The sequence below is a fragment of the Chryseobacterium sp. StRB126 genome, assembly GCF_000829375.1.
Lineage (GTDB): Bacteria > Bacteroidota > Bacteroidia > Flavobacteriales > Weeksellaceae > Chryseobacterium.
Genome location: NZ_AP014624.1, coordinates 1,967,279 through 1,990,381, shown reverse-complemented (window position 1 = coordinate 1,990,381; position 23,103 = coordinate 1,967,279). Strand labels below are relative to the sequence as shown.

Genomic DNA, 23,103 nt, shown 5'->3' with positions numbered 1-23,103 from the left:
AATGAAGTAAGCCCAATATGAAAATGAAAACAACAACACAACATCCCACAACTATAAAAACTCCTCAAATGAAAGAAATTTTGCAATATATGTTCAATCACAATACTTTGTCAAAGTCTGAGGCAAAGGCTATGATGATTGAAATTGCACAGAATAAGTTTAATGCAGCAGAAGTAACAGCTTTCATCAGTGTTTTCCTAATGCGAAATATCACCTTGAAAGAGCTGGAAGGTTTTAGAGAAGCACTCTTGCAGATGGCTGTTCCTGTAAATATGAATGCCAGTGATGCTATTGATATTGTAGGAACAGGAGGTGACGGAAAAAACACAATCAATATATCAACATTGGCCAGCTTTGTGGTGGCCGGAGCCGGGCAGAAGGTAACAAAACATGGAAATTATGGGGCTTCAACCACTACAGGTTCATCCAATGTATTGGAAGAATTGGGGTATCAGTTCAAGAACAATTCAGAACAACTGAATGAAGATCTTGAAAGAGCTAATATTTGCTTTTTACACGCCCCTTATTTCCACCCTGCTCTTCAATCTGTTGGTTTATTGAGAAAATCGCTGGGATTAAGAACCTTCTTTAATCTTCTTGGACCTTTGGTTAATCCTGCAAAACCTCAATATTCCATGATTGGAGTATATAATTTAGAAATTGCAAGAATCTATCAATATCTTTTGCAGAAAGAGGAACAGGAGTTTATTTTAGTACACGGATTGGATGGTTATGATGAGATCAGTCTCACCCATGACAGCAAAATTATTACTAAAAAAGGAGAGGAAATTTATTCTGCAGAAGATTTAGGCTTCAACCCTGTAACCTTAGAAGACATTAAAGCAGGAAATACAACCAAAGAAACTGCAAAAATCTTTATGAATATTCTGGAAGGAAAAGGAACCGAACAGCAAAACTCAGTAGTATTGGCCAATGCATCTGTAGCCCTTTACCATACTCACAAATTCGGAACATATGATGATTGCTTATTATTGGCGCAGGAAAGCTTAGAAAGCGGGAAAGCATTAAAAACATTTGACCTTTTAATTAATTAAGAATTGAAAGTTATCTCACAAAATTCTAATTGCTAATCTTAACGCATGACCATACTAGATAAAATTATTGAAAGAAAAAAAGAAGAAGTTGCCCTTTCAAAAGCATCCATTTCCATCGATCAGTTAAAAAGCTCAGACTTTTTCGAAAGAAAAAGTTCTTCATTGAAAGAGTCTATTAAAAACAAAAGTGGAATTATTGCTGAGTTTAAAAGGCAATCTCCATCTAAGGGAATCATTAATAATAGTGTTCAGCCTTTGAATGTTACTTCTGCTTATGAAAGTTTTGGAGCCAGTGGAATTTCCATTCTTACAGATAAAGATTTTTTCGGCGGAAGTTTCGAGGATATTCTGAATGTAAGAAAACACATCAACATTCCTATTCTGCGAAAAGACTTTATGATTGATGAATATCAGTTTTATGAAGCGAAAAGCATGGGAGCCGATGTTATCCTACTGATTGCTTCGTGTCTTTCACCCCATCAGGTTCAGGAGTTTACAGAACTGGCTCACGAACTGGATCTGGAAGTTTTATTGGAAATTCATACCGAAGAAGAACTAAAGCATTTTAATTCTAATATTGACTTGGTGGGAATTAATAACAGAAACCTGAAGGATTTTAAGGTTGATTTACAGCATTCCGTACAGTTGAAAGATCAGTTGCCAAAAGATACTCTATCTGTTGCAGAAAGCGGGATTTATAGTCTTGAAGATTTTAAATTTTTAAAGGAAAAAGGATTTGATGGCTTCCTGATGGGAGAATATTTCATGAGGAATACAGATCCTGCAAAAGCATTTAAAGAGTTTTCTTTGTTAATTTGAAAAGAAATATTTCTCAATATTATTAAAAATCTATATTGTTACTTCTCAATCAACTCCTATGAATCAGCAAGCAACCACTAATATCTCATCTGTGCTCAAAGTCTGTGGCCTGACAAAGCCAGATCAGATTCAGGAATTAATCGCCATGAATATAGATTTTTTAGGATTCATTTTCTATAAAAAATCACCGAGATATGTTCTGAACCATTTGGATCTGAAAGATATTGCACAGATTAATCATCAGGGAAAAGTTGGGGTTTTTGTCAATGAAAAAATTGAAACCATTGTTGAAATTGCTGAAGAAGCAAAACTTAACCTGATCCAGCTACATGGCGATGAAGATGATAATCTAATTATTGAATTAAAGAAACAACTAAGCCCTGATATCAAAATAATCAAGGTGATAAGAATCGGAAATATCCACTCTGAGAATCAAAGGAAAATAACACAGACTTTCAGCAACAACCTTGAAGTTCAGAACCTACAACCCATTTCCTACTACCTGTTTGATACAGACAGCAAGGCATTTGGAGGAACAGGTCAGCAGTTTGAATGGAATCTATTAAATGAGTTTGAAATCCCGTTACCCTATTTTTTAAGTGGCGGCATTTCAGAAGAAAACATCAAAAATATTGAAGGATTGAAGCAGAAACCTTTCGCCTTTGATATTAATTCAAAATTTGAAACAGCTCCGGGTGATAAAAATATAGATAAAATTAAAAAATTTAAAATTCATATTCCAATGAGTCCCAACGGGACGATTTAACCCAGAATTGGAAGAAGCATTCCAATTAATATTAATAACAAACACAATTATGACAACATATTAATATCAACCACCAAAAAAAACACACAAATGCCACAATCATTAGTCAAAAATTACGTCCATATTGTATTCAGTACAAAATACAGGAACGATTTTATAGATGAAAACATAGAAAAAGAATTGTATGCCTACATCGCCATATTATGTAAAGATTTTGAAAGTTATGCATTACAGATTGGAGGAACAGATAATCATATCCATATTCTTTGTAGATTGTCCAGGAAGATTGCATTAATGAAGTTGGTTCAGGAGATAAAGGCGCATTCTTCAAAATGGATCAAAACAAAAGGCAAGAAATACAAGAATTTCTTTTGGCAGGATGGTTACGGTGCATTTTCGGTGGGTGAAAAAAATGTTCCTATTGTGGCAAAATATATTAAAAATCAACGCCGACATCATCAAAAACAGGATTTTAAAAATGAATTTATTGAAATACTGGAAAAACATAAAATGGAATATGATGAAAATTTTTTGTGGGATTAGATACAATGATTATAGCTAAGGATTTCATCCTTTGCTATGGTTAAATCGTCCCGTTGGGACTCTTTATTAATTTGATTATTATTAAAAACTCATGAAATACCAGATTAAACAAATTAATGAATTAACAGACAACGATATTGAACATATCCTAAAACTCTGGGATGTTTCTGTATGGAACACCATGAAACCGTCTTATTTCCGCACCTTTTTTAAAGATTCGGAGTTTCATTTTCTGTTGGATTCGCAATCAGAGATTCTGGCAGTGCTCCGTCTCAATTTTGATTTTGTACTGGAGATTTCCGGAAATCAATATGCCTTTGCAGAAACTGTAGGACTGGTTGCTGCTCATAAGAAAAAAGGATATGGAGCAATATTAGTGCAGAAGTTTAAAGAAAATGTGACCCAAAGAAATTTGGAAACGATTGGTTTCTGCCACGCCGATCTTCGTCCGTTTTATGAAAAGTGCAATATTGAAATTCTGTATAACAAAGCAAAGGCTATTAAGGAACATACAGATTCTGAATGGATCAATTCGGAAGATGATGATATTTTAATTTTTAATATTTCCCAAAAAGAAAAAGAAGAGCTCAGTAGATTGAGTACACAACATAACGCTTATTTAATTACTAAAGAATAAAGAAATGAATTATAAAAACCCTGATGAACACGGATATTATGGAGAATTTGGAGGAGCTTTTATCCCAGAAATGCTTTATCCGAATGTAGAAGAACTGCAAAAGAACTATCTTGAAATCATTGAATCCGAAGACTTTCAGAATGAATATCAGGATCTGCTTACAAATTATGTAGGCAGAGCAACACCCCTATATTTTGCTAAAAATTTAAGTAAAAAATACAATACCCGGATCTACTTAAAACGAGAAGATCTTAACCATACCGGGGCTCATAAAATCAATAATGCATTAGGGCAGGTTCTTTTGGCAAAACGTCTTGGAAAAACAAGAATTATTGCAGAAACCGGAGCAGGACAGCATGGTGTAGCAACTGCAACCGCATGTGCATTGCTTGGTCTTGAATGTATTGTTTATATGGGTGAAATTGATATTCAGAGGCAAGCCCCGAATGTGGCCCGAATGAAAATGTTAGGTGCAGAAGTTATCGCTGCCACTTCAGGATCAAAAACCCTGAAGGATGCTGTAAATGAAGCCTTAAGAGATTGGATCAACAACCCTGTCACTACTCATTATGTGATTGGTAGTGTGGTTGGGCCCCACCCTTTCCCAGATCTTGTGGCAAGATTTCAAAGTATCATTTCAAAAGAAATCAAGGAACAGCTTAAAGAGAAAATCGGAAGAGAAAATCCTGATTATGTGATTGCCTGTGTAGGGGGCGGAAGTAATGCTGCCGGAACATTTTACCATTTTGTAGACGAAAAAGAAGTAAAAATCATTGCTGCTGAAGCCGGAGGCCTTGGAGTTGACTCAGGGAAATCTGCTGCTACCACATTCTTAGGAACCCTTGGAGTACTTCATGGAAGCAAAAGCCTTGTCATGCAAACTGAAGATGGGCAGGTTATTGAACCTCATTCCATCTCTGCAGGCCTTGATTATCCAGGAATAGGACCTTTCCATGCCAACTTATTTAAAGAAAAAAGAGCTGATTTTTTCAGCATCAATGATGATGAAGCTCTGAAATGTGCTTTTGAACTAACCCAACTTGAAGGAATTATCCCTGCTTTAGAAAGTTCTCACGCTCTTGCTGTTTTAGACAAGAAGAAATTCAAAGAAGATGATATCGTTGTCATCTGCCTGAGTGGCCGTGGAGATAAGGATATGGAAACATATCTTAAAAATTTATAACCGATCTAATTTATTATTCTATTTGTACAACATTGTACATTATATATTATACTATAAAGAAATGAAGAAACTAAATATATACTTCACCGCAGGGATTCCGCAACTGGAAGATACTGCAGATATTATACAACTGATTCAGGATTCCGGAGCAGACATGATTGAAATTGGAATGCCTTATTCTGATCCCGTAGCAGACGGACCTGTGATTCAAAAAGCCCATGAACTGGCCCTTCAAAATGGAATGACTATCGAAAAACTTTTTTCCCAGTTAAAAACCATAAAAAATGAAATAAAAGTCCCAGTAATTTTAATGGGATACATCAATCCCGTATTGAGCTTTGGTTTTGAAAAATTCTGTAAAGAATGTTCGGAAAGTGGAGTTTCAGGGCTTATTCTTCCCGATCTTCCACCCATCGAATTTGAGAAAAATTATCAGCACATTCTGAAAAAGTACAACCTTAATTTCACATTTCTGGTGACTCCGGAAACATCAGATGAAAGAATACAGTATTTAGATTCATTAAGTTCAGGATTCCTGTATGCAGTAAGCTCATCTTCCACTACCGGAAACGAAAATACTGTTTTAAAGAATGAAAACTACCTGACGCGATTAGCTGATCTTCCTCTTAAAAATCCTGTAATGATCGGTTTCGGAATAAAATCAAAGGCAGATTTTGAAAATGTAACGGAGAAAGCAGATGGAGGAATTATCGGAACAGCCTTTGTGAATGTTTTGCTTCAGGATAAAGATTGGAAGAAAAATGCCATAGATTTTATCCATTCCATAAAAGCTTAAAATTCACTAAATTTGTATATCAAAAATTGAAATGAATACAAATCAAAATAAAGCAGTAGAATTTGAAGATTTAGGAGTTAAAGAATATCAGCCCGCTTGGGATTATCAGGAAAAACTGATGAAAGATATTATTGAAACTAAAATAAAGAACCGTGACCTGCCCGCAGAACAGCATATCACTACTCCGAACCACCTTCTTTTTGTAGAGCATCCTCATGTATATACCTTAGGAAAAAGTGGACACGAAGAAAATATGCTGGCCGGAATTGATAAACTGAAGGAAATAGAAGCTACGTACGTAAAAACCAACCGTGGCGGAGACATCACCTATCATGGTTATGGCCAGATTGTAGGGTATCCAGTTCTGGATCTTGAAAATTTCTTTACAGATATTCATTTATATATGAGAAATCTTGAAGAAGTTATCATCAGAACTATTGGTGAATATGGGCTTAAAGGCGAACGCTCCCAGGGAGAAACCGGTGTATGGCTGGATGTTGGGAAACCTTATGCCAGAAAGATCTGTGCAATGGGAGTAAAAGCTTCCCGATGGGTAACGTTACATGGTTTTGCACTGAATGTGAATACAGACATGCGTTACTTTGAATACATTGTGCCGTGTGGAATTAAGGATAAGCAGGTTACTTCTTTAAAAAGAGAACTTGAAAGAGAGTTAACACCGGAAGAAATGGAAGATATAAAAGCAAAAATCAGAAAGCATTTCGCAGATGTATTCCAGGCAGAATTGATTTACAAATAAAATTAAATTTTAAATATCATAATCCCTATGCAGTCGATGCATAGGGATTTTTTTGTGAATCATTCTTTAATATTAATTATTTTTTGAAAATATTACTTGCATATATTTGAATTTTTCATAATTTTATTATCACTAAATAGTGAATAAATGAAATGCTATTTAGAAAAATCTTAACCACCAAAATATGAGAACTATGAAAAAAATTTTGCTATCGTTGATGGTATTTGTATCAGTACTTTCCATCAACTCCTGTTCAGATTCCAATGCGAATCAGGAAACTGTAAATCCGCAATCTAAAGAAATTGCAATGAAAGAGTTCGGAAGAACTGTTCCTGTAGGACTCGATAAAGAAGACGGAAAATATAAAGTTTCCTTTATCCTTTCAGCACAGCCTTATGAAATTAAAGACACTAAGGAAAACGAAGCTTATATTTCCATGATTAGCGAGGCTGTAAAAAATGAATCTCCGGTTCATATCTTCCTTAAAGCCAATTCCAATGAAATTGCAAAAGTAGAAAGCCCTACATTGGAAGATATCCGCTTCTTTAAATCGGCTTTAACTAAAGAGGTAAAAGCAGAAGGCAGCGCAGACAGAAAATTAGCCAGTGTTATTCCTGACTTGGCGACTTTAAACAGTTTATTTACTCAGATCAAAAATCAATCTTGCGGCACTTCTACTGCTTCTTCTCCTTGTATCACTTTCAGATATCCTGTAGACGGATGTTATGCAAGAGCTCACAAGATGAGACAAATCCTAAACAATGCCGGATATGAGTGCGAAAAACAATTCGTATATGGTAATTTAAGAGCTTCTACAGGTACTTGCTGCGTATCATGGGTATATCACGTTGCTGTATTGGTAAGCTTTAAAAATGCATCTGGAGTGGTGGAAAAAAGAATTATTGACCCTTCTCTAAACTCAACAGGCCCTATCACTGATACTGCATGGAGAACGGCATGTACCAACTCTACTTGTGGCTCTACTTCTGTTTCTTCTTATGCTAACACGGCAGGGAACGTTTATTACAGAAGTCCATCAGGATCTTTATTGTATGATAACAATCTGGTTAATACCAATTGCACATTAACAGCATTCTCAGCTCTTTCAGGCTGTTCTGCTCCGGTACCTAGTACTGCACATTGCGGATTCTAACTAACTTTTTTATAGAGCTCCTGCATTTATTTCTATATTGCAGGAGCTTTTTACTCAATAACTTATTATTATGAAAGTCTGGACTTATTTATTATTACTGTTTACCATGATTACATCCTGTTCTTCTAACTCTGAATCCCAGAAATTAACCTGGTATAATAATGCTACGATCAACAATATCCTTGAAGATCCGGATAAACCGGAAGAAGTTGTGCGTGTAGCCATAGGAATAAGTGCTCAGGTCTTTTATCTGTCAAAAAAATCTTCTGATTATAAAGCATTAATGGAAAAGGTTAATTTGAGTTTTAAAAATGGTAAAACCTATAATATTGGTATTGAAAGTAAAACCAATATCATCAAACAAATCAATGAGGTGAAGTAAGCTTTGCATGGTCTCAATCTATGATCTTATTACCGAAATTCCTGCATCTACTTTGATTTCCGCACCATGAATATAAGAAGCCTCTTCTGATGCAAGGAACAGAACTACACTGGCAATTTCCTCAGGATTGCCCTGTCTTTTAAAAGGGATGCTAGGAATAATATCCTGAACCGCAGTTTCAATTTGCTCAGGTCCCAAACCCGTATTATGAAAAATATTGGTTTTGATATGACCCGGGCTCACTCCATTCACCCGAATTCCGCGTTCTGTAAATTCTATCGCAAAGGTTTTAATGAAAGACTGCACTGCTGATTTCGCTGCAGAATATACTGAAAAACTGTTCATGGCAATCTCTGTAGCAACAGAAGTATTAAAAATAACTGAACTTCCTGTTTTCATCAATGGTAACAACTGTTGAACAGTGAAAAAAGGTCCTTTTACCAATACATTAAAGAGTTCATCAAAAAGACTTTCATCCACCCTTTCAACAGGAGCAAATTTTCCATAGCCAGCATTGGCAAAAATAACATCAATGTGTTCTGCATATTTTCTCACCTCTTGCTGTAAATTCAGTAAATCCTTCATATTCCCTGCATCAGAAATAATTCCAAAAGCATGTTCTCCTAGTTTATCCAAAGCTTTATTAACCGTCTCTTCGCTTCGTCCGGTGATAATAACACTTCCACCCTCTTCTATAAATTTTTGAGCAGTAGCCAAGCCCATTCCGTTTGTTCCGCCTGTAATAATTGCTGTTTTGTTTTTAAATCTCTGCATTGTTTTTGGTTTAAAATTCTATTGCAAAGATTGAAATACCTCTCATGGGAAAAAATCCGAATCATGCTGAAAAAACAAAATATACTTAACCTGATTCCGGAATAAGAAAATTAAGAATAATAGGCTGGAAGTTACTATCAGAGCTACCATTTCTGACGTTGTCGTAAAATTTGATGAGGCAGTCTTTAAAAGAATAATAAATTACAGGATTGTAAGTGGTTTTTTCAACCTTAACTCACTTCCCTCTCCAGGCTTCCTTACTTACTAAAAACAGAAATGTCTTATCCAGAACTCAGGTTATTTATACCATTTTTTATAAAATAAATAATAGTTATCAATAAAATCTTTCAAAATTAAATTGCACACAATTTAATTGCTTGTATATTTGCATAGTTAAATGATCACAAAATAAATAATCATTAAATAGTTTAATTTAAAAATAAAAGAAAATGTCATTAATAGAAGACCTTAATTGGAGACACGCTGTAAAAGCTTATGACCCATCTAAAAAAGTATCAGCTGAAGATTTAAATACCATTCTGGAAGCAGCAAGACTGGCTCCTACTTCATCAGGTTTACAGCCTTTCCGTATTATTGTAGTAGAGAATCAGGAATTAAAAGATAAAATGGTTGCCGGAGCTTTAAACCCGGAAGTAATGAGAGATTCTTCTCACGTTTTGGTATTTGCTGCCTGGGACAGCTATTCTAATGAAAAAATTGACAAAGTATATGATCATCATACTGATGTAAGAAATCTTCCAAAAGGCCGTTTTGGAAGTTATACAGATAAAATCAAAGAAATGTATGGAGCGCAAACTCCTGAACAACACTTTGCACACACTGCCCGCCAGACTTATATTGCTTTAGGAATTGCTCTTGCCCAGGCTGCAGAACTTAAAATTGACAGCACTCCGGCAGAAGGGTTCAGCAATGAAGTGGTAGATGAAATACTGGGATTAAAAGAATTAGGCTTAAAAAGTGTAAGTCTCTTATACCTTGGATACCGCGACGAAGCCAATGACTGGTTGTCTTCTATGAAAAAAGTCCGTATTCCAATGGATGAGTTTATCATTAAAAAGTAATACCTTCACGAATCTTTCGTACTCAATCTTATGGAACATTCAAATACCCCAAAATTAGAAAATCAGATCTGTTTCCCATTATACGTAATTGCCAAGGAAATCACCGGATTATACCGTCCTTTTCTTGATGAGCTGGATATCACTTATCCGCAATACCTTGTGATGATGATATTATGGAATGGAGACGGACTTACCGTAACGCATATCGGAGAAAAACTGTTTCTGGATAGTGGGACACTAACTCCTCTTCTCAAAAGACTGGAGACAAAAGGATTTATCATAAGAAAACGTAAAAAAGAGGACGAGAGAGTTGTTGAAGTATTTCTAGCTGAAGCTGGAAAACAGCTTCAGAAAAAGGCCTGTGAAATTCCGGGTAAGATCCAGGAAAAGATCGGGATAAAACCTGAAGAACTGTTAGAGCTCAAAGAAACAGTTTTAAAAATACTAAACAAAATAGAGAAATAATGAAAACATTATATACAACAAAAGTCACTGCTACTGGTGGAAGAAATGGTCATGTAAAAAGTGAAAACGGAGTATTGGATCTTGAAGTAAAAATGCCCAAAGCATTAGGTGGAGCTAACGATGACTTCACCAACCCTGAAATGCTTTTTGCAGCAGGATATTCAGCATGCTTCGACAGTGCTTTGAACAGAGTGATCAGCCTAGGTAAAGTAAAAACCGGTGAAACTACGGTTACAGCTCAGGTAAGCATAGGACAAATTGAAAACGGAGGTTTTGGATTGGCAGTGGAATTAGACGTTAATATTCCTGGAGTTTCTATTGAAGAAGCGCAGTCTTTAACGGAAAAAGCACATCAGATTTGTCCTTATTCTAATGCAACGAGAAACAATATTGAGGTTAAGCTTTCTGTAACCAACAACGATTAATCCAATTTTTTATAATTATATTTGAAATGAGCTGTTTTTGAGATAAAAACAGCTCATTTTTTATTTTAACCACAGATTTTCTCAGATGAACACGGATGATTGTGAATATTCTCAATGCAAAATTTTATTTTCGTAATGCTTTATTTTTAAGTAGGCAAAGAGTGAATCGATGTATCGATTCAATGAAGCATACTGTCTAGCTGGCGCCTCATTACTCATTACTTATCTTTTATTCAGATCACTTTTCTGGTAGGCATCTACCTTTTTGTAAGAATCGTTTTTCTCTTTTTCTTTTTTATCGGAGATTAAAATTCCGAAAAGGTGATCTATTTCGTGCTGGAAAATCACAGCGGTGAAGCCTTCTACTATTTCTGAATATTTTTGCCCTTTCAAATCCAAATATTCCAGTTGAATGACTTTGCTTCTGTAAAACTGATCTCTGAAATCAGGAATTGATAAGTCACCTTCAGGTCCCAGATTCTGCAAATCAGACCTCCATACAATCACCGGATTGATAAAGTATTCTAAAGGAGTTCCTTCTTTGTCAAAGCGTTGTACCCAGATCACTTTTCGGTTAATTCCTACCTGTGGAGCTGCAATACCTACTCCGCCATCAGTTGAAAGAAGAGATTCCTTCATTCTCTTCACAAGAACAGCAGTATTAGAGTCAGTTGGATTAATCTCTGAAGAAATACTCAGCAAAGTTTTATGTTGATGAGCATCGGTAGTCTGATAGATTGGTAACGCCGAATCTGCATTCCCCTGATTGATAATAGACAGTTCATCAGAAGTTAGTTTCTGGGCATCAAGCAGCCCTGCAAAAAGTATAAATAGAATGGATATTTTTTTCATACAAACCGGATGTAGTACAAAGGTAGAGATTGTTGTGTTAAAATCGGTAATGATGTTGGAGTTTTAAGATGGAAAGCTGGAAGAGGGAGGCTGGAGGTTGCTGTTAGTAGTTAAATCTCTATTTGTGTTTTTATTATTAGGTTTTGGCTAAAGCCATTGGAATATTTATAAAAAGAAAGAGGCTGTCTCAAAAGTGTCATTCTGAATGAAATGAAATGTAATGTAATGAAGAATCTCAAACAACTGACCAACAATGAGATTCTTCCTTCGTCAGAATGACAAAAGCCAAATTATTTGACTTTTGAGACAGCCCCCTATTGAATTTGATATTGTTATTTTGATTAATCCTGTAAATAAAATTATTACTTTTTACAATTAAAAATCTGCAAAATCTGTGTGATCTGCGAGAGACTGAATTAAAAAGTCTTCGTCATATCACCGGGAATAACCAGATTGAACTCCGTTGGGATATACTCTTTTGAAGGAACTTTCAGTTCAGGATCTTCTGATTCAAAAACAGAAATTACGGCCATTTTTAAATTTGGATTTTTCTGTTTGATATACCAATAAGTTCCGCCAAATTCTTTGCTGTGATAATTACCGTTATAATGAATAAAGGTTTTCCCTGCCTGAATATTTTTCAGGATAGATTCAGCCATGGTTGCATCCTTTGTTGCTTGTGCAGAAATAAAATTCATTACTTTGGTTCCTTCTGCATGATCGCCCATCATGGCTTTCATTTCAGGATATCCCGGTGTGTCTAAAGTTACTTTGATCGGTAATTGAGCAATGTATGTTTTTTCTTTATCGCTTAGCTTATTCAAAGATTCAATTCCTTCTTTTGCTGTTTGTGAGGCATATCTTCTCGGAATATTCGTTGCGATAAAGTTCAGTTTGTTTTTTTTAGCAAAATCTACCAGGGGTTTGTAGTCTGTGGCATAGTTATTCCATAACCGGACAGAGTCTTTCAATGTTTTTGCATCAAATTTCCCATTCAAATACTGATTCAGCTGAGCCTGATTGTCTCTTTCAAACATTTCGGCACCCAGAATAAGCTGTCCGTTTTTCTTTTCATACAAAGCTTCTGTTATTTTAAGCTGAAGCCAGTGATTGATGGAGCTGTTATGATTTTCGCCAAAGAAAACTACATCATAATCTGCCAATTCCTTAACCAATTTATCTGTTTTTACCTCTTTACCCTTTTGATCATAAAACTGATATGCTTTAAAGTTCTGTGCATTAAGGGAACAGAAACCTGCCAGGAAAATCGCTATCAAAATATTCTTCATTGTCTATCTTTTCTATTTTAATTTAACCATAAATTACGTAATATTTTGGTACTTTTTACAATGCTTTCCAAAAGCTAAAAGAAAAAGACCGCTTTGAATATTACAAACAAAACGGCCCCCTTAAAATCATCTAATTATTTATTGTTCAAGAGTTGCTACAAGATCTTTCCATTCCTGAAGTTCAGGAATTCCTGGTTTTCTTTTTCCAAAGAACTGAACGATGAAGTCTCCTTCTTTATTGAATACTTCGATAGCCGTAACCTCTCCGTCTTCAGTTGGTTTTTTCACAATCCATGCTTCTGCAATTTTCGTTACATCTAAGTGCAGGTTGAAATCAGGATCCATTACATTGAACCATTGCTGATGCCAAAGGGTTTTCTTTACATTTCCGGTATGAATCTGAATAATACCTCTGTTTCCTACGAAAACCATTATGGGCGTACCCTTTTCAGAAGCTTCTTCAAGAATGTTGACTACTTTTGAGTTATCAATCTTTTGAGTAAATCCTTCCGGAGCCAGTCTTAGAGCCTGTGTTCTGCTTACCCCAAATTTTCTCGTCATCATGAAGAAATCATGTGTATCTTTTAGTTCTGTCCATGCTTTTTTGAATCCTTCAACATCTATTTCGGCATCTGGCTTCTCTGCTTGTTTTGGAGCGACTGCTTCAAAGGTGAAAGTCTGGTTTTGTCCTTCCGCTTTAAATTTTTCAACAATAGCATCGAAAGCAGCCTCATCACTGTTTTTAGTTAAGTAGATTTTATGCAGTGCCAATCCGTCTTTTCCAAAGAACTGAATGCTTTTCTTATCTCCCTCTACTACTGCAAATGCGAACTTCCAATGGTTAAGGAATATTCTAAGATCAATGTCTTCACCTACGAAAAGCTGAGCGTGAGGACTGCTGAAATCTCCGTTTTGGTAAATTCCTTTTCTTTCATGAACACACTCATCATTACGGGTAAGTGCCATTACTTTTCCTAATTTCTCTGCTTCTGTAAGAATTCCCGGAAAGTCAGGGTTTAAAACTGTAACTCCTTCTCCGATGCTTGTTACCAATAGCTCGGCTTCGCTTACTCCAAACTGTGTTGCAGCATTTCTTATTCTTACATGTGGATTTTCAGCTTTCAGAGCTTCCCATTTTTCCTTTAAATCATTCACTAATATGCTCATTGTTTTATTTTTTTATAGTTAAAATTGTATAGGTTCTTTGTATTGTTTCGTTTCCTGTTTTGCTTTTTATTTCTTCTTCTTTTTCAGAAGTTTTCATTCTCTTAAAATGACTTTTAGATACGAGCTCTTCCATCTCATCATTATTATAGAGGGTAAAATCATAAGCTGTAAACGGGAGTTTTTCCATAAAATCTCTTTGTCCGAAAGTGAGAACAAACGTTCCGTCATCTTTCAAAACTCTATACACCTCATTTAAAAATTCTACAGGTTCTTCCCAGAAATAGACAGTATTCACTGTAAATATTTTATCAAAAGTCTGATCATGAAAAGGAAGCTTTTTCCCCTCATAAAGTACAAACTCAGCTTTATTTTCGAATTCTTTATTCAGTTTTTTAGCTTCGTTATGCATGGTTTCAGAAATATCGATCCCTTTGTATTTCAACCCTGTAGCCAGGCTCAAAATATTTTTTACGTGGTCTCCATTTCCATGTCCTATCTCAAGGATATTCTCATCGTCTTCTATCAAAAGAGTTCTGATACTTTCTAACGTCATACCGATGTTAGTGGCATTCATCATTTCACCAATCTCTACACCTTTTTCTCCCTGAGGATTGGCTAGATTCTGTGCGAGGATTTTTAATTCTTCTTTTTCCATGGTTATCCAAAAATGATCATTGGGTTATTGGTAATAGGATGTTCACAAATAGTACAGGGGAAATTGTAAGCCTTACTTATATTTTCGGAAGTAAAAACTTCATCCGGAGTTCCATAAGCAGATACTTTTCCGGATTTCATGAGCAAAATCTTATCTGCAAACTGAGCGGCAAGATTCAAATCATGTAAAACAACGATCGCACTATTGGCTTTTTGGGTAAAGTTTTTTATAATTTCCAGTGCTTTGTACTGATGCTTTATATCCAGATTATTCAAAGGCTCATCCATAAAAACCATCTTGTGAGCAATTCCATTCTGAAGTTGTGCCATCACTCTAGAAAGGTGAACACGTTGTTTCTCTCCGCCGGATAAAGTATTGTAATCCCTGTCTTTCATATGAAAAACATCTGTTTCATACATCATATTGTTCATGGCTTCCAGATCTTCCTTTCCGGGCTGGGCATCAAAATAAGGATACCTTCCCATCATCACAACATCTTTTACCTGCAGAGGAATTTCATTGGAATTGTGCTGCGAGAACTTAGCCCTGTGCTGAGACAACTCTTTTATCTCCCAGTCAGCAATGGATCTATCTTTAAATAAAATTTTAGATTTCCCTTGCTTTACTTCATTGGCCAATACGCTGAGAAGGCTTGATTTACCTGCTCCGTTCGGGCCAACAATTGCTAAAAACTCTCCGTAATCCAAAGAGACATCAACACTGTCAAGAATTTTAAAATCCCTGTGAAGATAATTGATCTGATGTGCTTTTATCATTTAGAGTGATTTTTTAAATTTAATTAAAATAGCTATAAAAATCGGCCCGCCGATCAAGGAGGTTAAAATACCGATCGGTAATTCTGATGGAGCCACAATGCTTCTGCTGATGGTATCTGCAATTAAAAGCAGAATACTTCCCAACACCGCTGACAACGGTAGAATGAAGACATAATTCGATTTGAATAAAAGTCTTAAAATATAAGGTACAATAAGACCTACAAAACCGATTGTCCCTGAAAAAGCCACAGACGTCCCTATCATCAGTGATGTAATAATCACAATCTGCTTTTTCAGTTTTTCTACATGAATTCCTAAATGCTGGGCATCTTTTTCTCCTAACATCATTGCATTCAATGCTTTCCCCTTCGGAAGTAAAATAGTGTAGGAAATAACGATGACTACTGCCAGAACAATATTCTTAGTCCATGTTGCTGCCGCAAGGCTCCCCATATTCCAGAATGAAAGGTCTCTCAACTGTTCATCCTTTGAAATATAGATTAGAAATCCTGTAATAGAAAAGCCTATGGATGTAATTGCTACTCCACTCAACAGCATCATTACGACATTTGTTTTTCCCGCGCTTGTAGAGATTCTGTACACCAGCATCATAGCCAGTAAAGCTCCTATAAAAGCGGAAATACCTACTAGTGAAAACTGAACTACTTCAGGAAGATATTGTTTAAAATGCCCGCCCAGCACAATGGCAAATGCAGCTAATAATGTAGCTCCTGACGTTAAACCTATTGCCTCTCCTGTTGCCAATGGATTTTTGAACAGCCCTTGCAATGTGGTCCCGGATACAGCCAACATACTTCCTATTAAAATGGCCATTCCTATTCTGGAAGTTCTTACATCCCAAATCACATATTTATCACTCGGGGATAAACCAGGATCTCCTTGGATATACTGTCCCAGAACCGTAAACGGCGACACTCCGTTAAAATCATAAATGCCAATATTAAGAGCTGCAATTGCCAGAACAACCAGCAATGCACTACTTATAGTAAGATAAAGGTATAATTTACTTTGCGTTTTCAATTAAAAGTTTGTTTAATCCAACTGCTGCTTCTCCTAGTCTTGGGCCAAAACCTGACACTAACCCTCCATCCATTGCGATGATTTTCTTATTTTTTCCGGCGTTAGTCTGGGAAACTCCCGGCATCTTCAATGCTCCTTCGTTTCCTCCTGCTCCCTGTAATCCTGTTTCAAAGAAGAACAATACATCAGGATTAGCTTTTACAACTGCTTCCGGCGTTAATGGTTTGAAATCTTCAAAGTCATTTACTGCATTTTCTGCACCTGCAAGATTAATTAAAGAGGCCATTGGGGTATTTTTACCTGCTACCATCAGCATATTTCCTCTTGCATAAATGAATAATACTTTTGTTTTTTTAGTAAGAGGCTGAACCTGCTTCAGATCGGCATCTATTTTATCATTTAGTTTCTGATAATCCGTATTCCCTACCGCTTTGGCCACCTCTTCAATCAGTTTTTTAGTTCCTTCAACGGTATATTCCTGTTTGAAAACTTCAGTTTTGATCCCTGATGTCTTGATTTTTCCTAATAATTCCGGATTGATATCTTTATCTGAAGCCAGAATTAAAGTAGGGCCTACGGCCATAATCGGTTCAATAGTCATTGATCTTACATGTCCAAGATCCTTAGCTGTAGCTTTTAAACTTGCCGGATAAGTACTGGTAACATCTGTTCCTACGATTTCTTTTTCATGACCTAAAGCAGTTACAATCTCTGTAATTCCGCCGCTTAGGGTTACGATTTTATTATTGCTTTTCGGAGCTTCAGATGTAGCTTCCGTTGCATTTTCTTTTTTAGCACCTTCTTCTTTTTTGCATGAATACAACGCTACAAGAACTGAAGCTGCAAGGATAAATTTCTTCATGATATACTATTATTTGATTTATTATAAGGCTTTGTACAGAAACGTTGGATGCCCTCTTTCTCCTTTTTCATTAACAATTTTCACGAATCTTATTTTATAATAAGCCCCTGCTCCATCTTTAATGATATAGAAGATATCTCCTTTTACTTTAGACCCTTCCGGCCCCACTTCTCTCCAGTTTCCTCCAATTATTCTTTGGTCATTGTATACAAATTTGGAATCATCTACGTTCTCCTTTTTAAATTTATTGAAGGTTTCCACCATTGCTCCTGATGCCACTTTCACTTCATATGCTCCTACATTTCCTACATTATTGGTGGTTACAAAATCTGCATTAATATAGCTTCCTACACTTGGAATGATATTGGTAAATACAGTGAAACAGATGTCCCATTTATTTTTTTTCGGCTGAATAAATACTTCCTGATTCTTTTTTAAGTTAAAGAAGGTAAAGTTGTAAGCTTTATTTTTCTTCACTTCTACTTCTTTAATAGCTGCACCGGCAGCATTCAGTTGCCCATATCTTACTTTATAGCCATCCCCCTGTCTTACTATTTGTACTTTCATCCAGCCTCTGTCATCTCCACCTGTGATGGTTGAACCTGTTGCTATTGTTCCTGTATAAAGTTCTTTACCAAGGTTAATAAGATAAACTGCATTTTCAGATGCCGTAGCTTTTATTTCTTCTATGGCTGTAGTGCCAGTAGGAAAATTTCCTTTTACATCATCAATATATTGTACATTATCAGGGTTAAAGTTAGCAACCTGCACCTCGTCCTTTAAACTGGCAATATCAGATTCTTTTACCTTTTCAATATCAGTGATATTCGGAATTTTACCTGCAGCCATCATAATAGACGTGTTCAAAATCACTTTAAATTCATTTCCTGAATAAAAGGCAAGGTCCCAGTCTGTTCTGTTAGTAGTAGTCTGTTTTGGCTGTCCATTCTGCTCATTCACATCACTTAAGTCTATCCACACCTGATTAGGCTGTGCTGATCCATTCACAAACGGATTTACAGATATCCCTTCTGAAGGGACAACCGATACCGGATCTTCATTAGCATTAATACAGGATTGGGCAAGAAATGATGTTCCTATTAATAGATAAAATAATATCTTTTTCATTGTTAGAATTTTAAAAATTATAGCTTAATCGGGTAAAGAAGCTTCTGCCATAGAACAAATTAATTTTTGGTTCTGTAGTACTATGAGCATTTCCTGTAAGGGTAGTATCTCTTACAGAGGTTACATCAAAAATATTTTTCACTCCGAGGCCTACCTCCAGATGTTGATTAAAGAAAGGTTGCGTAACAATGAAGTTCATCATATGAAAACCCCCTCTTTCTCCAAGTTCGTAGGTTGGATTTTTAAGATCAGGAGACAAGGTAAACTGTTGTGTTTTCCCTGTGTATTTATAGAATAATGATAAGGTGGTGTTTACATTCGGAATGGTATAGTTCACCATGGCACTAGCCTCCAATGTATAAAAGAAGTCGTTGGGTGAAGTGATGAATCCATCTGTCAGCTGTTTTGAAGTTCCATAATAAGCAACATTCGCTGCAAGAGAAAGCTGCTCTTTCTGAGCTTTAAAATTAGCTTCGAACAAATAAGATTTATATTTATTCAGATTAAGATACTGATATTTTAAAGGTTGTCTGCTTACGGTTACAGATTCTATTCTGTCTTTTACATGAAGATAAGTGGCGCTTGCCCCTAATCCGATATTCCATCCAGAAGCGGTTGTAAGTGTTTTTTCTCCATTTAATGAAGCTGTCATCCCTGTTTCAGGAGTAAGGTTTTCATTCCCTCTGATATCATGGTTACTGTCTACCATATAAGTATAGAGTTCATCAAAGTTTGGGAAACGGTTGGCACTTCCTACTACTAATCTGAAATTATCATTATCAGTAACTTTTGCTCTTGCTGTTAAGGAATAGTTATGTTGTACATCAAATTTATCACTTAACGCCAAACGATATCCGGGACGTAGTGACAACCAATTTGTAGCATTCCATTCAACAGACATAAAATTGGCATAATTGAATATTTTTCTTTTCACATTATCCGTTCCCTTGAAGCTACCTGCGATATTTCCTGCAAAACCTGAGGTATGATCCAATTCATAGCCTAATTGGAAATCAATTTTTTTATTATCTAAAAAGTTACTGAAAACTCCTCTTGAATAAATAATGTCTGCTTTATTATAAGATTGATAGTCGTCTTTATCACCAATTACTTTTCTGTTTGGAATATCATATTTAAAATCTCTGTACTTTCTATCCTGAGTCTGATAAGAGAAATCTCCGGTATAGTTTACCGTTCCTAATTTAGCCTGTACATTAAGCTGATGTAAGTATCTGGTTGTATAGTAGTCTCTGTCATTGGAAGAGTAAGTTCTGTTCTTTACATCATAAAAATACTCGTTGACAATTGGATTATAATAATTCAGTTTTTCACTGACAAAACCGAATTTATAAAATATTGAAGTTTTATTCTTATTATATCTTATAACTCCATCAACATTAAGAACATCCTTAGGCTGCCATAGATATCCTCTTTTCCCATCCTGTTCAAAATACTTATATCCTTCTTGCGTTCCTTTGAATCCCTGAAAATCGTTGTGGTTAATATTAGCTCCTACATACCAGTTTTCATTAATATTATAACCAATATTTAAAGTCTGGATATGTCTACCCTCCCCTTTTTTCTTAATATCATATTCTTTCCCTACCGTTTCTTCCTGCACAGAAGCATTTAACGTTAGTTTTTTCTTGCTGTTTTTCTTGGTAATAATATTAATAACCCCTGCCACAGCATTGCTTCCGTAGTCAACTCCCATGGAGCCTCTTACCACTTCTATTCTTTCTACATTGTTGATGTTAAGCTTAGTAAGGTCTATATTATTTCCCAATCCTATATCTCCCACTACAGGAATATTATCAATTAGGACTTTAGTATATTCCCCTCCAAGTCCCATTAAGCTTGCTGTAGAATTGCCGGAATTACGATCCGAAGTAATCAATATATTAAGGCTTTGATTCAGAACATCTGCAACATTGGTTGCTGCCATATTCTTAATCTGTGCTGCATTGATCACTTCAACTTTATAGATAGATTTATTGACAGACTGTTGAGTATATTGTCCTGTAACAACAACCTCTTCTATCTTTTTCTGTTTAAGAGAATCCTGTTCCTGTGCATTAATCCAGCAGATCGCGGATAATGATAATATTGAAAGCACCTTCTTCTTCATAGGGGGCAAAAAATTTTCAACAAATATAAAGCTTTATTTAGAACAATTAAAAATAAATATATATTTTTGTGTAATAATTCTAAATAATGATAATTTATGAAATTAAGACTACTCTTTGCCACGTTACTGTTTACAGCAGTAACAGCAAATGCACAATCAGCAACTATTAATGAAGATTTTCAGACATTTACAGCAGGAAATACTGCCCCCTGGCCTCAAAACAACTGGTCAAATATCCAAAATACAACATCCGGTCCTTGGGTTTATGTTGCTGGAACAACGAATAAACTTATACAATACTATAGTTTTTCAGCTGCTAATACAGCCGGTTACCTGATTACTCCACAAATTGTTGCACCAGATGGAAACAAAACCTTAACTTTTAAAGCTGCCTTAACGACAGGATCTACCTCAGGAGCAACCGGAACAATAGAAATAGGTTTAGTAGATAATACTACTGATATGAGTACATTTACTTCTATTGGTAATATTATTAATCTGACTGCTGGTAATGTACAGTATTCATTATCTGTACCAGCTTCTTCCAAACAATATATTGCATTTAAAATCATTGGAAGCAATATGCACACTGCCATTCAGATTGATGATGTCGTATATAATAGCACTTCATCTTTAGGGGTAAAAGAAAATACAGCATCAAAAGAAGAGGTGAAGTTCGCCATGAACACAGACAATACAGCTCTTGTATTTATCACGAAAAAACAGCTTAAAAATGTACAGATTTATTCTGCTTCAGGACAGAAAGTAGCAGAAGGGAAGCCAAACGGAGAATCGTTTACTATCAATCATTTACAGAAAGGAGTATATTACGCTTCCATTGAAACAGCAGATGGTAAAACCTTTCAATCAAAATTCATTAAAAAATAAGATTTATTAGACTCTTATCTGCCTAGATAAAGCCGAGAGGAACCTTCCTTTCGGTTTTTTTGTTTCTAATAAAGATTAAAACACGATAAAAATCATATTTTTATTTAGAATGATTAAAAATAAATATATACTTTTGTTGAAACATTCTAAATAATAATTTTAAAAATAAATTATGAGAACAAAACTATTATTGGCTTCGGTGCTTGCCTTTACTGTTCAACAGACCATCTTGGCACAGACAGATGCGTTAGGATATACCCAAGCAAATATGACATTGGGAAGTGGATACCAGAATCGTTCATTCTTTAATTTTACTGATGGAAACATGGTATCTCAACCGGCAAATGCGTGGGATGTAGCATTCTATAGAGTTTCTCCTTACACAACAGGAACAAGAATTAATGACGCTAAGAACATTGAAGTATATACTGCTGCTACCAGTTTAGCTGAATGGGATAATATCGATATAAACAACGAAGCTTCTTGGGGAGAACCCCTTTATAACCCTGATCAAACTACAGATTGGAGTCAGGGAGCTTTTGAACAGGGACCTATTACAGCTCCTAACCCTAATATTCCTTCTACAGGATGGGGAGTTTATAATACAGTGAGCCATCATGTTCAAGGGAAAGCAATTTTTGTTTTAAAATATGCTTCAGGAATTTATATTAAGTTTGCTATTGAAGATGCATTTGCTGGATACACATTCAAATACTCTAAATGGAATGGTACAGCATGGAGTCCTACGGAAACAAAGACTATAGCTAACGGAACAGATGATGCTTTCTTTAATTATTTTTCATTTGATACCGGAGCAAAAGTTCCTAATATGGAACCTTCAAGAAACGCATGGGACTTAGTGTTTACAAAATATTTTACCTTCTATAATGGTGTTCAGATGTATCCTGTTGCAGGGGCTATTCAAAGTCCTAGCCTTAAAATAGCAATGGTAAGCCCTGAAACTCAGGAGATAGCTAATGGAAATATCCCTGCAGCCAATAGTTTTTCATCTAATATCACATCCATTGGCCATTCATGGAAAAGCATTACGACATTAAAGAATAATGTTGTTTATTATGTGAAAAAAGATAGCGATTATTACAGAATGTATTTTACTCAAAGTGACGGTTCCAGTACAGGAAACATGTTTTTCAAGTATAAAAAAATTACAGGATCGCTGGGAATTACAGAAGTAAGTAAAAAAGCTTCTTTCGGAATCTACCCAAACCCTACAACCGCAGATAAAAAAGTAACTGTACTATTTGATGTTAAAGAAAAAGCAAGCAATAAAGGGAGTGTAGAAGTATATGACCTTACCGGAAAAAAGGTACATGCTTCTGAATTAACCAATCAAACAGGATTTTACAAACAGGATCTGAACCTTTCTCATCTTACTTCAGGCAATTATATGGTGAAAATCACTTATGGTGGTAATTCAGAGACCAAAAAACTTATCGTGAAATAATATTTTACTCAC

25 protein-coding genes are annotated in these 23,103 nt (G+C 35.6%); 15 read left to right on the top strand and 10 right to left on the bottom strand.

The window, feature by feature from the left end; all coding sequences use genetic code 11:
* The first annotated feature begins 68 nt into the window (after positions 1-68).
* From trpD to CHSO_RS08870, 10 genes are all read left to right on the top strand, one after another.
* Positions 69-1,055, top strand: coding sequence for an anthranilate phosphoribosyltransferase (gene trpD / locus CHSO_RS08915; RefSeq protein WP_045502194.1), 987 nt, complete (start codon positions 69-71; stop codon positions 1,053-1,055).
* A gap of 45 nt (positions 1,056-1,100) precedes the next feature.
* Positions 1,101-1,874: an indole-3-glycerol phosphate synthase TrpC gene (trpC, locus tag CHSO_RS08910; protein ID WP_045495108.1), complete on the top strand. Its 774-nt coding sequence runs from the start codon at positions 1,101-1,103 to the stop codon at positions 1,872-1,874.
* A gap of 58 nt (positions 1,875-1,932) precedes the next feature.
* Positions 1,933-2,640, top strand: a complete 708-nt coding sequence (locus CHSO_RS08905; protein ID WP_045495105.1) for a phosphoribosylanthranilate isomerase — start codon at positions 1,933-1,935, stop codon at positions 2,638-2,640.
* A 90-nt stretch (positions 2,641-2,730) separates the two neighbouring features.
* A complete protein-coding gene (gene tnpA, locus CHSO_RS08900; RefSeq protein ID WP_045495102.1) occupies positions 2,731-3,183 on the top strand; it encodes an IS200/IS605 family transposase in 453 nt (150 codons plus the stop codon).
* 91 nt (positions 3,184-3,274) lie between these two features.
* Complete coding sequence (locus CHSO_RS08895) at positions 3,275-3,820, top strand: GNAT family N-acetyltransferase (protein ID WP_045495099.1); 546 nt, start codon at positions 3,275-3,277, stop codon at positions 3,818-3,820.
* A gap of 4 nt (positions 3,821-3,824) precedes the next feature.
* Complete coding sequence (trpB, locus tag CHSO_RS08890) at positions 3,825-5,003, top strand: tryptophan synthase subunit beta (protein WP_045495096.1); 1,179 nt, start codon at positions 3,825-3,827, stop codon at positions 5,001-5,003.
* A gap of 61 nt (positions 5,004-5,064) precedes the next feature.
* Complete coding sequence (trpA, locus tag CHSO_RS08885; RefSeq protein ID WP_045495093.1) at positions 5,065-5,799, top strand: tryptophan synthase subunit alpha; 735 nt, start codon at positions 5,065-5,067, stop codon at positions 5,797-5,799.
* Positions 5,800-5,830: 31 nt separating this feature from the next.
* Positions 5,831-6,559 (top strand): lipoyl(octanoyl) transferase LipB, encoded by a 729-nt coding sequence (lipB, locus tag CHSO_RS08880; RefSeq protein ID WP_045495090.1) that lies wholly within the window; start codon positions 5,831-5,833, stop codon positions 6,557-6,559.
* A gap of 193 nt (positions 6,560-6,752) precedes the next feature.
* A complete protein-coding gene (locus CHSO_RS08875) occupies positions 6,753-7,712 on the top strand; it encodes a protein-glutamine glutaminase (RefSeq protein ID WP_144428883.1) in 960 nt (319 codons plus the stop codon).
* A 70-nt stretch (positions 7,713-7,782) separates the two neighbouring features.
* Positions 7,783-8,094, top strand: coding sequence for a hypothetical protein (locus CHSO_RS08870; RefSeq protein ID WP_045495084.1), 312 nt, complete (start codon positions 7,783-7,785; stop codon positions 8,092-8,094).
* 18 nt (positions 8,095-8,112) lie between these two features.
* Here CHSO_RS08870 and CHSO_RS08865 read toward each other — a convergent pair whose 3' ends face one another.
* Positions 8,113-8,868 (bottom strand): SDR family oxidoreductase, encoded by a 756-nt coding sequence (locus CHSO_RS08865; RefSeq protein ID WP_045495081.1) that lies wholly within the window; start codon positions 8,866-8,868, stop codon positions 8,113-8,115.
* A gap of 449 nt (positions 8,869-9,317) precedes the next feature.
* Between CHSO_RS08865 and CHSO_RS08860 the strand changes: the two genes are divergently transcribed.
* The 3 genes from CHSO_RS08860 to CHSO_RS08850 are packed head-to-tail and all read left to right on the top strand — an operon-like array spanning position 9,318 to position 10,840.
* Positions 9,318-9,950 (top strand): NAD(P)H-dependent oxidoreductase, encoded by a 633-nt coding sequence (locus CHSO_RS08860; protein WP_045495078.1) that lies wholly within the window; start codon positions 9,318-9,320, stop codon positions 9,948-9,950.
* A gap of 30 nt (positions 9,951-9,980) precedes the next feature.
* A complete protein-coding gene (locus CHSO_RS08855; RefSeq protein ID WP_045495074.1) occupies positions 9,981-10,415 on the top strand; it encodes a MarR family winged helix-turn-helix transcriptional regulator in 435 nt (144 codons plus the stop codon).
* A complete protein-coding gene (locus CHSO_RS08850) occupies positions 10,415-10,840 on the top strand; it encodes an organic hydroperoxide resistance protein (protein ID WP_045495071.1) in 426 nt (141 codons plus the stop codon). Before CHSO_RS08855 ends, CHSO_RS08850 begins: the two co-directional genes overlap by 1 nt.
* Positions 10,841-11,062: 222 nt before the next feature.
* Here CHSO_RS08850 and CHSO_RS08845 read toward each other — a convergent pair whose 3' ends face one another.
* The 9 genes from CHSO_RS08845 to CHSO_RS08805 form a co-directional block, all read right to left on the bottom strand.
* Positions 11,063-11,692: a peptide deformylase gene (locus CHSO_RS08845; RefSeq protein WP_045495068.1), complete on the bottom strand. Its 630-nt coding sequence runs from the start codon at positions 11,690-11,692 to the stop codon at positions 11,063-11,065.
* A gap of 416 nt (positions 11,693-12,108) precedes the next feature.
* On the bottom strand, positions 12,109-12,981 hold the full coding sequence (locus CHSO_RS08840; protein ID WP_045495065.1) for a ChaN family lipoprotein: 873 nt from the start codon (positions 12,979-12,981) through the stop codon (positions 12,109-12,111).
* 138 nt (positions 12,982-13,119) lie between these two features.
* Positions 13,120-14,148 (bottom strand): hemin-degrading factor, encoded by a 1,029-nt coding sequence (locus tag CHSO_RS08835; protein ID WP_045495062.1) that lies wholly within the window; start codon positions 14,146-14,148, stop codon positions 13,120-13,122.
* 4 nt (positions 14,149-14,152) lie between these two features.
* Complete coding sequence (locus CHSO_RS08830; RefSeq protein WP_045495058.1) at positions 14,153-14,803, bottom strand: class I SAM-dependent methyltransferase; 651 nt, start codon at positions 14,801-14,803, stop codon at positions 14,153-14,155.
* Between the two features lie 2 nt (positions 14,804-14,805).
* Positions 14,806-15,579, bottom strand: a complete 774-nt coding sequence (locus tag CHSO_RS08825) for a heme ABC transporter ATP-binding protein (RefSeq protein WP_045495055.1) — start codon at positions 15,577-15,579, stop codon at positions 14,806-14,808.
* Positions 15,580-16,620: a FecCD family ABC transporter permease gene (locus CHSO_RS08820; protein WP_045495052.1), complete on the bottom strand. Its 1,041-nt coding sequence runs from the start codon at positions 16,618-16,620 to the stop codon at positions 15,580-15,582.
* Positions 16,604-17,482 (bottom strand): hemin ABC transporter substrate-binding protein, encoded by an 879-nt coding sequence (locus tag CHSO_RS08815; protein ID WP_045495049.1) that lies wholly within the window; start codon positions 17,480-17,482, stop codon positions 16,604-16,606. Before CHSO_RS08815 ends, CHSO_RS08820 begins: the two co-directional genes overlap by 17 nt.
* Positions 17,483-17,503: 21 nt before the next feature.
* Positions 17,504-18,610 carry an HmuY family protein gene (locus CHSO_RS08810; protein ID WP_045495046.1) on the bottom strand — a complete coding sequence of 369 codons (1,107 nt, stop codon included), beginning with the start codon at positions 18,608-18,610 and terminating at the stop codon, positions 17,504-17,506.
* A 10-nt stretch (positions 18,611-18,620) separates the two neighbouring features.
* Positions 18,621-20,738, bottom strand: a complete 2,118-nt coding sequence (locus tag CHSO_RS08805; protein WP_045495043.1) for a TonB-dependent receptor plug domain-containing protein — start codon at positions 20,736-20,738, stop codon at positions 18,621-18,623.
* Positions 20,739-20,834: 96 nt separating this feature from the next.
* Between CHSO_RS08805 and CHSO_RS08800 the strand changes: the two genes are divergently transcribed.
* Positions 20,835-21,626 (top strand): T9SS type A sorting domain-containing protein, encoded by a 792-nt coding sequence (locus CHSO_RS08800; RefSeq protein ID WP_045495040.1) that lies wholly within the window; start codon positions 20,835-20,837, stop codon positions 21,624-21,626.
* Between the two features lie 172 nt (positions 21,627-21,798).
* Positions 21,799-23,091, top strand: a complete 1,293-nt coding sequence (locus CHSO_RS08795; protein WP_045495037.1) for a T9SS type A sorting domain-containing protein — start codon at positions 21,799-21,801, stop codon at positions 23,089-23,091.
* Positions 23,092-23,103: the final 12 nt, after the last annotated feature.

What these genes read in the sequence shown, in the direction of transcription:
- lipB (WP_045495090.1), top strand. Translation starts at nt 5,831, where the DNA reads ATGAATACAAATCAAAATAAAGCAGTAGAATTTGAAGATTTAGGAGTT.
- CHSO_RS08825 (WP_045495055.1), bottom strand. Translation starts at nt 15,579, where the DNA reads ATGATAAAAGCACATCAGATCAATTATCTTCACAGGGATTTTAAAATT.
- CHSO_RS08870 (WP_045495084.1), top strand. Translation starts at nt 7,783, where the DNA reads ATGAAAGTCTGGACTTATTTATTATTACTGTTTACCATGATTACATCC.
- trpB (WP_045495096.1), top strand. Translation starts at nt 3,825, where the DNA reads ATGAATTATAAAAACCCTGATGAACACGGATATTATGGAGAATTTGGA.
- CHSO_RS08865 (WP_045495081.1), bottom strand. Translation starts at nt 8,868, where the DNA reads ATGCAGAGATTTAAAAACAAAACAGCAATTATTACAGGCGGAACAAAC.
- CHSO_RS08855 (WP_045495074.1), top strand. Translation starts at nt 9,981, where the DNA reads ATGGAACATTCAAATACCCCAAAATTAGAAAATCAGATCTGTTTCCCA.
- CHSO_RS08800 (WP_045495040.1), top strand. Translation starts at nt 20,835, where the DNA reads ATGAAATTAAGACTACTCTTTGCCACGTTACTGTTTACAGCAGTAACA.
- CHSO_RS08840 (WP_045495065.1), bottom strand. Translation starts at nt 12,981, where the DNA reads ATGAAGAATATTTTGATAGCGATTTTCCTGGCAGGTTTCTGTTCCCTT.
- tnpA (WP_045495102.1), top strand. Translation starts at nt 2,731, where the DNA reads ATGCCACAATCATTAGTCAAAAATTACGTCCATATTGTATTCAGTACA.
- CHSO_RS08860 (WP_045495078.1), top strand. Translation starts at nt 9,318, where the DNA reads ATGTCATTAATAGAAGACCTTAATTGGAGACACGCTGTAAAAGCTTAT.
- CHSO_RS08835 (WP_045495062.1), bottom strand. Translation starts at nt 14,148, where the DNA reads ATGAGCATATTAGTGAATGATTTAAAGGAAAAATGGGAAGCTCTGAAA.
- trpD (WP_045502194.1), top strand. Translation starts at nt 69, where the DNA reads ATGAAAGAAATTTTGCAATATATGTTCAATCACAATACTTTGTCAAAG.
- trpA (WP_045495093.1), top strand. Translation starts at nt 5,065, where the DNA reads ATGAAGAAACTAAATATATACTTCACCGCAGGGATTCCGCAACTGGAA.
- CHSO_RS08875 (WP_144428883.1), top strand. Translation starts at nt 6,753, where the DNA reads ATGAAAAAAATTTTGCTATCGTTGATGGTATTTGTATCAGTACTTTCC.
- CHSO_RS08810 (WP_045495046.1), bottom strand. Translation starts at nt 18,610, where the DNA reads ATGAAAAAGATATTATTTTATCTATTAATAGGAACATCATTTCTTGCC.
- CHSO_RS08815 (WP_045495049.1), bottom strand. Translation starts at nt 17,482, where the DNA reads ATGAAGAAATTTATCCTTGCAGCTTCAGTTCTTGTAGCGTTGTATTCA.
- CHSO_RS08850 (WP_045495071.1), top strand. Translation starts at nt 10,415, where the DNA reads ATGAAAACATTATATACAACAAAAGTCACTGCTACTGGTGGAAGAAAT.
- CHSO_RS08805 (WP_045495043.1), bottom strand. Translation starts at nt 20,738, where the DNA reads ATGAAGAAGAAGGTGCTTTCAATATTATCATTATCCGCGATCTGCTGG.
- trpC (WP_045495108.1), top strand. Translation starts at nt 1,101, where the DNA reads ATGACCATACTAGATAAAATTATTGAAAGAAAAAAAGAAGAAGTTGCC.
- CHSO_RS08795 (WP_045495037.1), top strand. Translation starts at nt 21,799, where the DNA reads ATGAGAACAAAACTATTATTGGCTTCGGTGCTTGCCTTTACTGTTCAA.
- CHSO_RS08905 (WP_045495105.1), top strand. Translation starts at nt 1,933, where the DNA reads ATGAATCAGCAAGCAACCACTAATATCTCATCTGTGCTCAAAGTCTGT.
- CHSO_RS08845 (WP_045495068.1), bottom strand. Translation starts at nt 11,692, where the DNA reads ATGAAAAAAATATCCATTCTATTTATACTTTTTGCAGGGCTGCTTGAT.
- CHSO_RS08895 (WP_045495099.1), top strand. Translation starts at nt 3,275, where the DNA reads ATGAAATACCAGATTAAACAAATTAATGAATTAACAGACAACGATATT.
- CHSO_RS08830 (WP_045495058.1), bottom strand. Translation starts at nt 14,803, where the DNA reads ATGGAAAAAGAAGAATTAAAAATCCTCGCACAGAATCTAGCCAATCCT.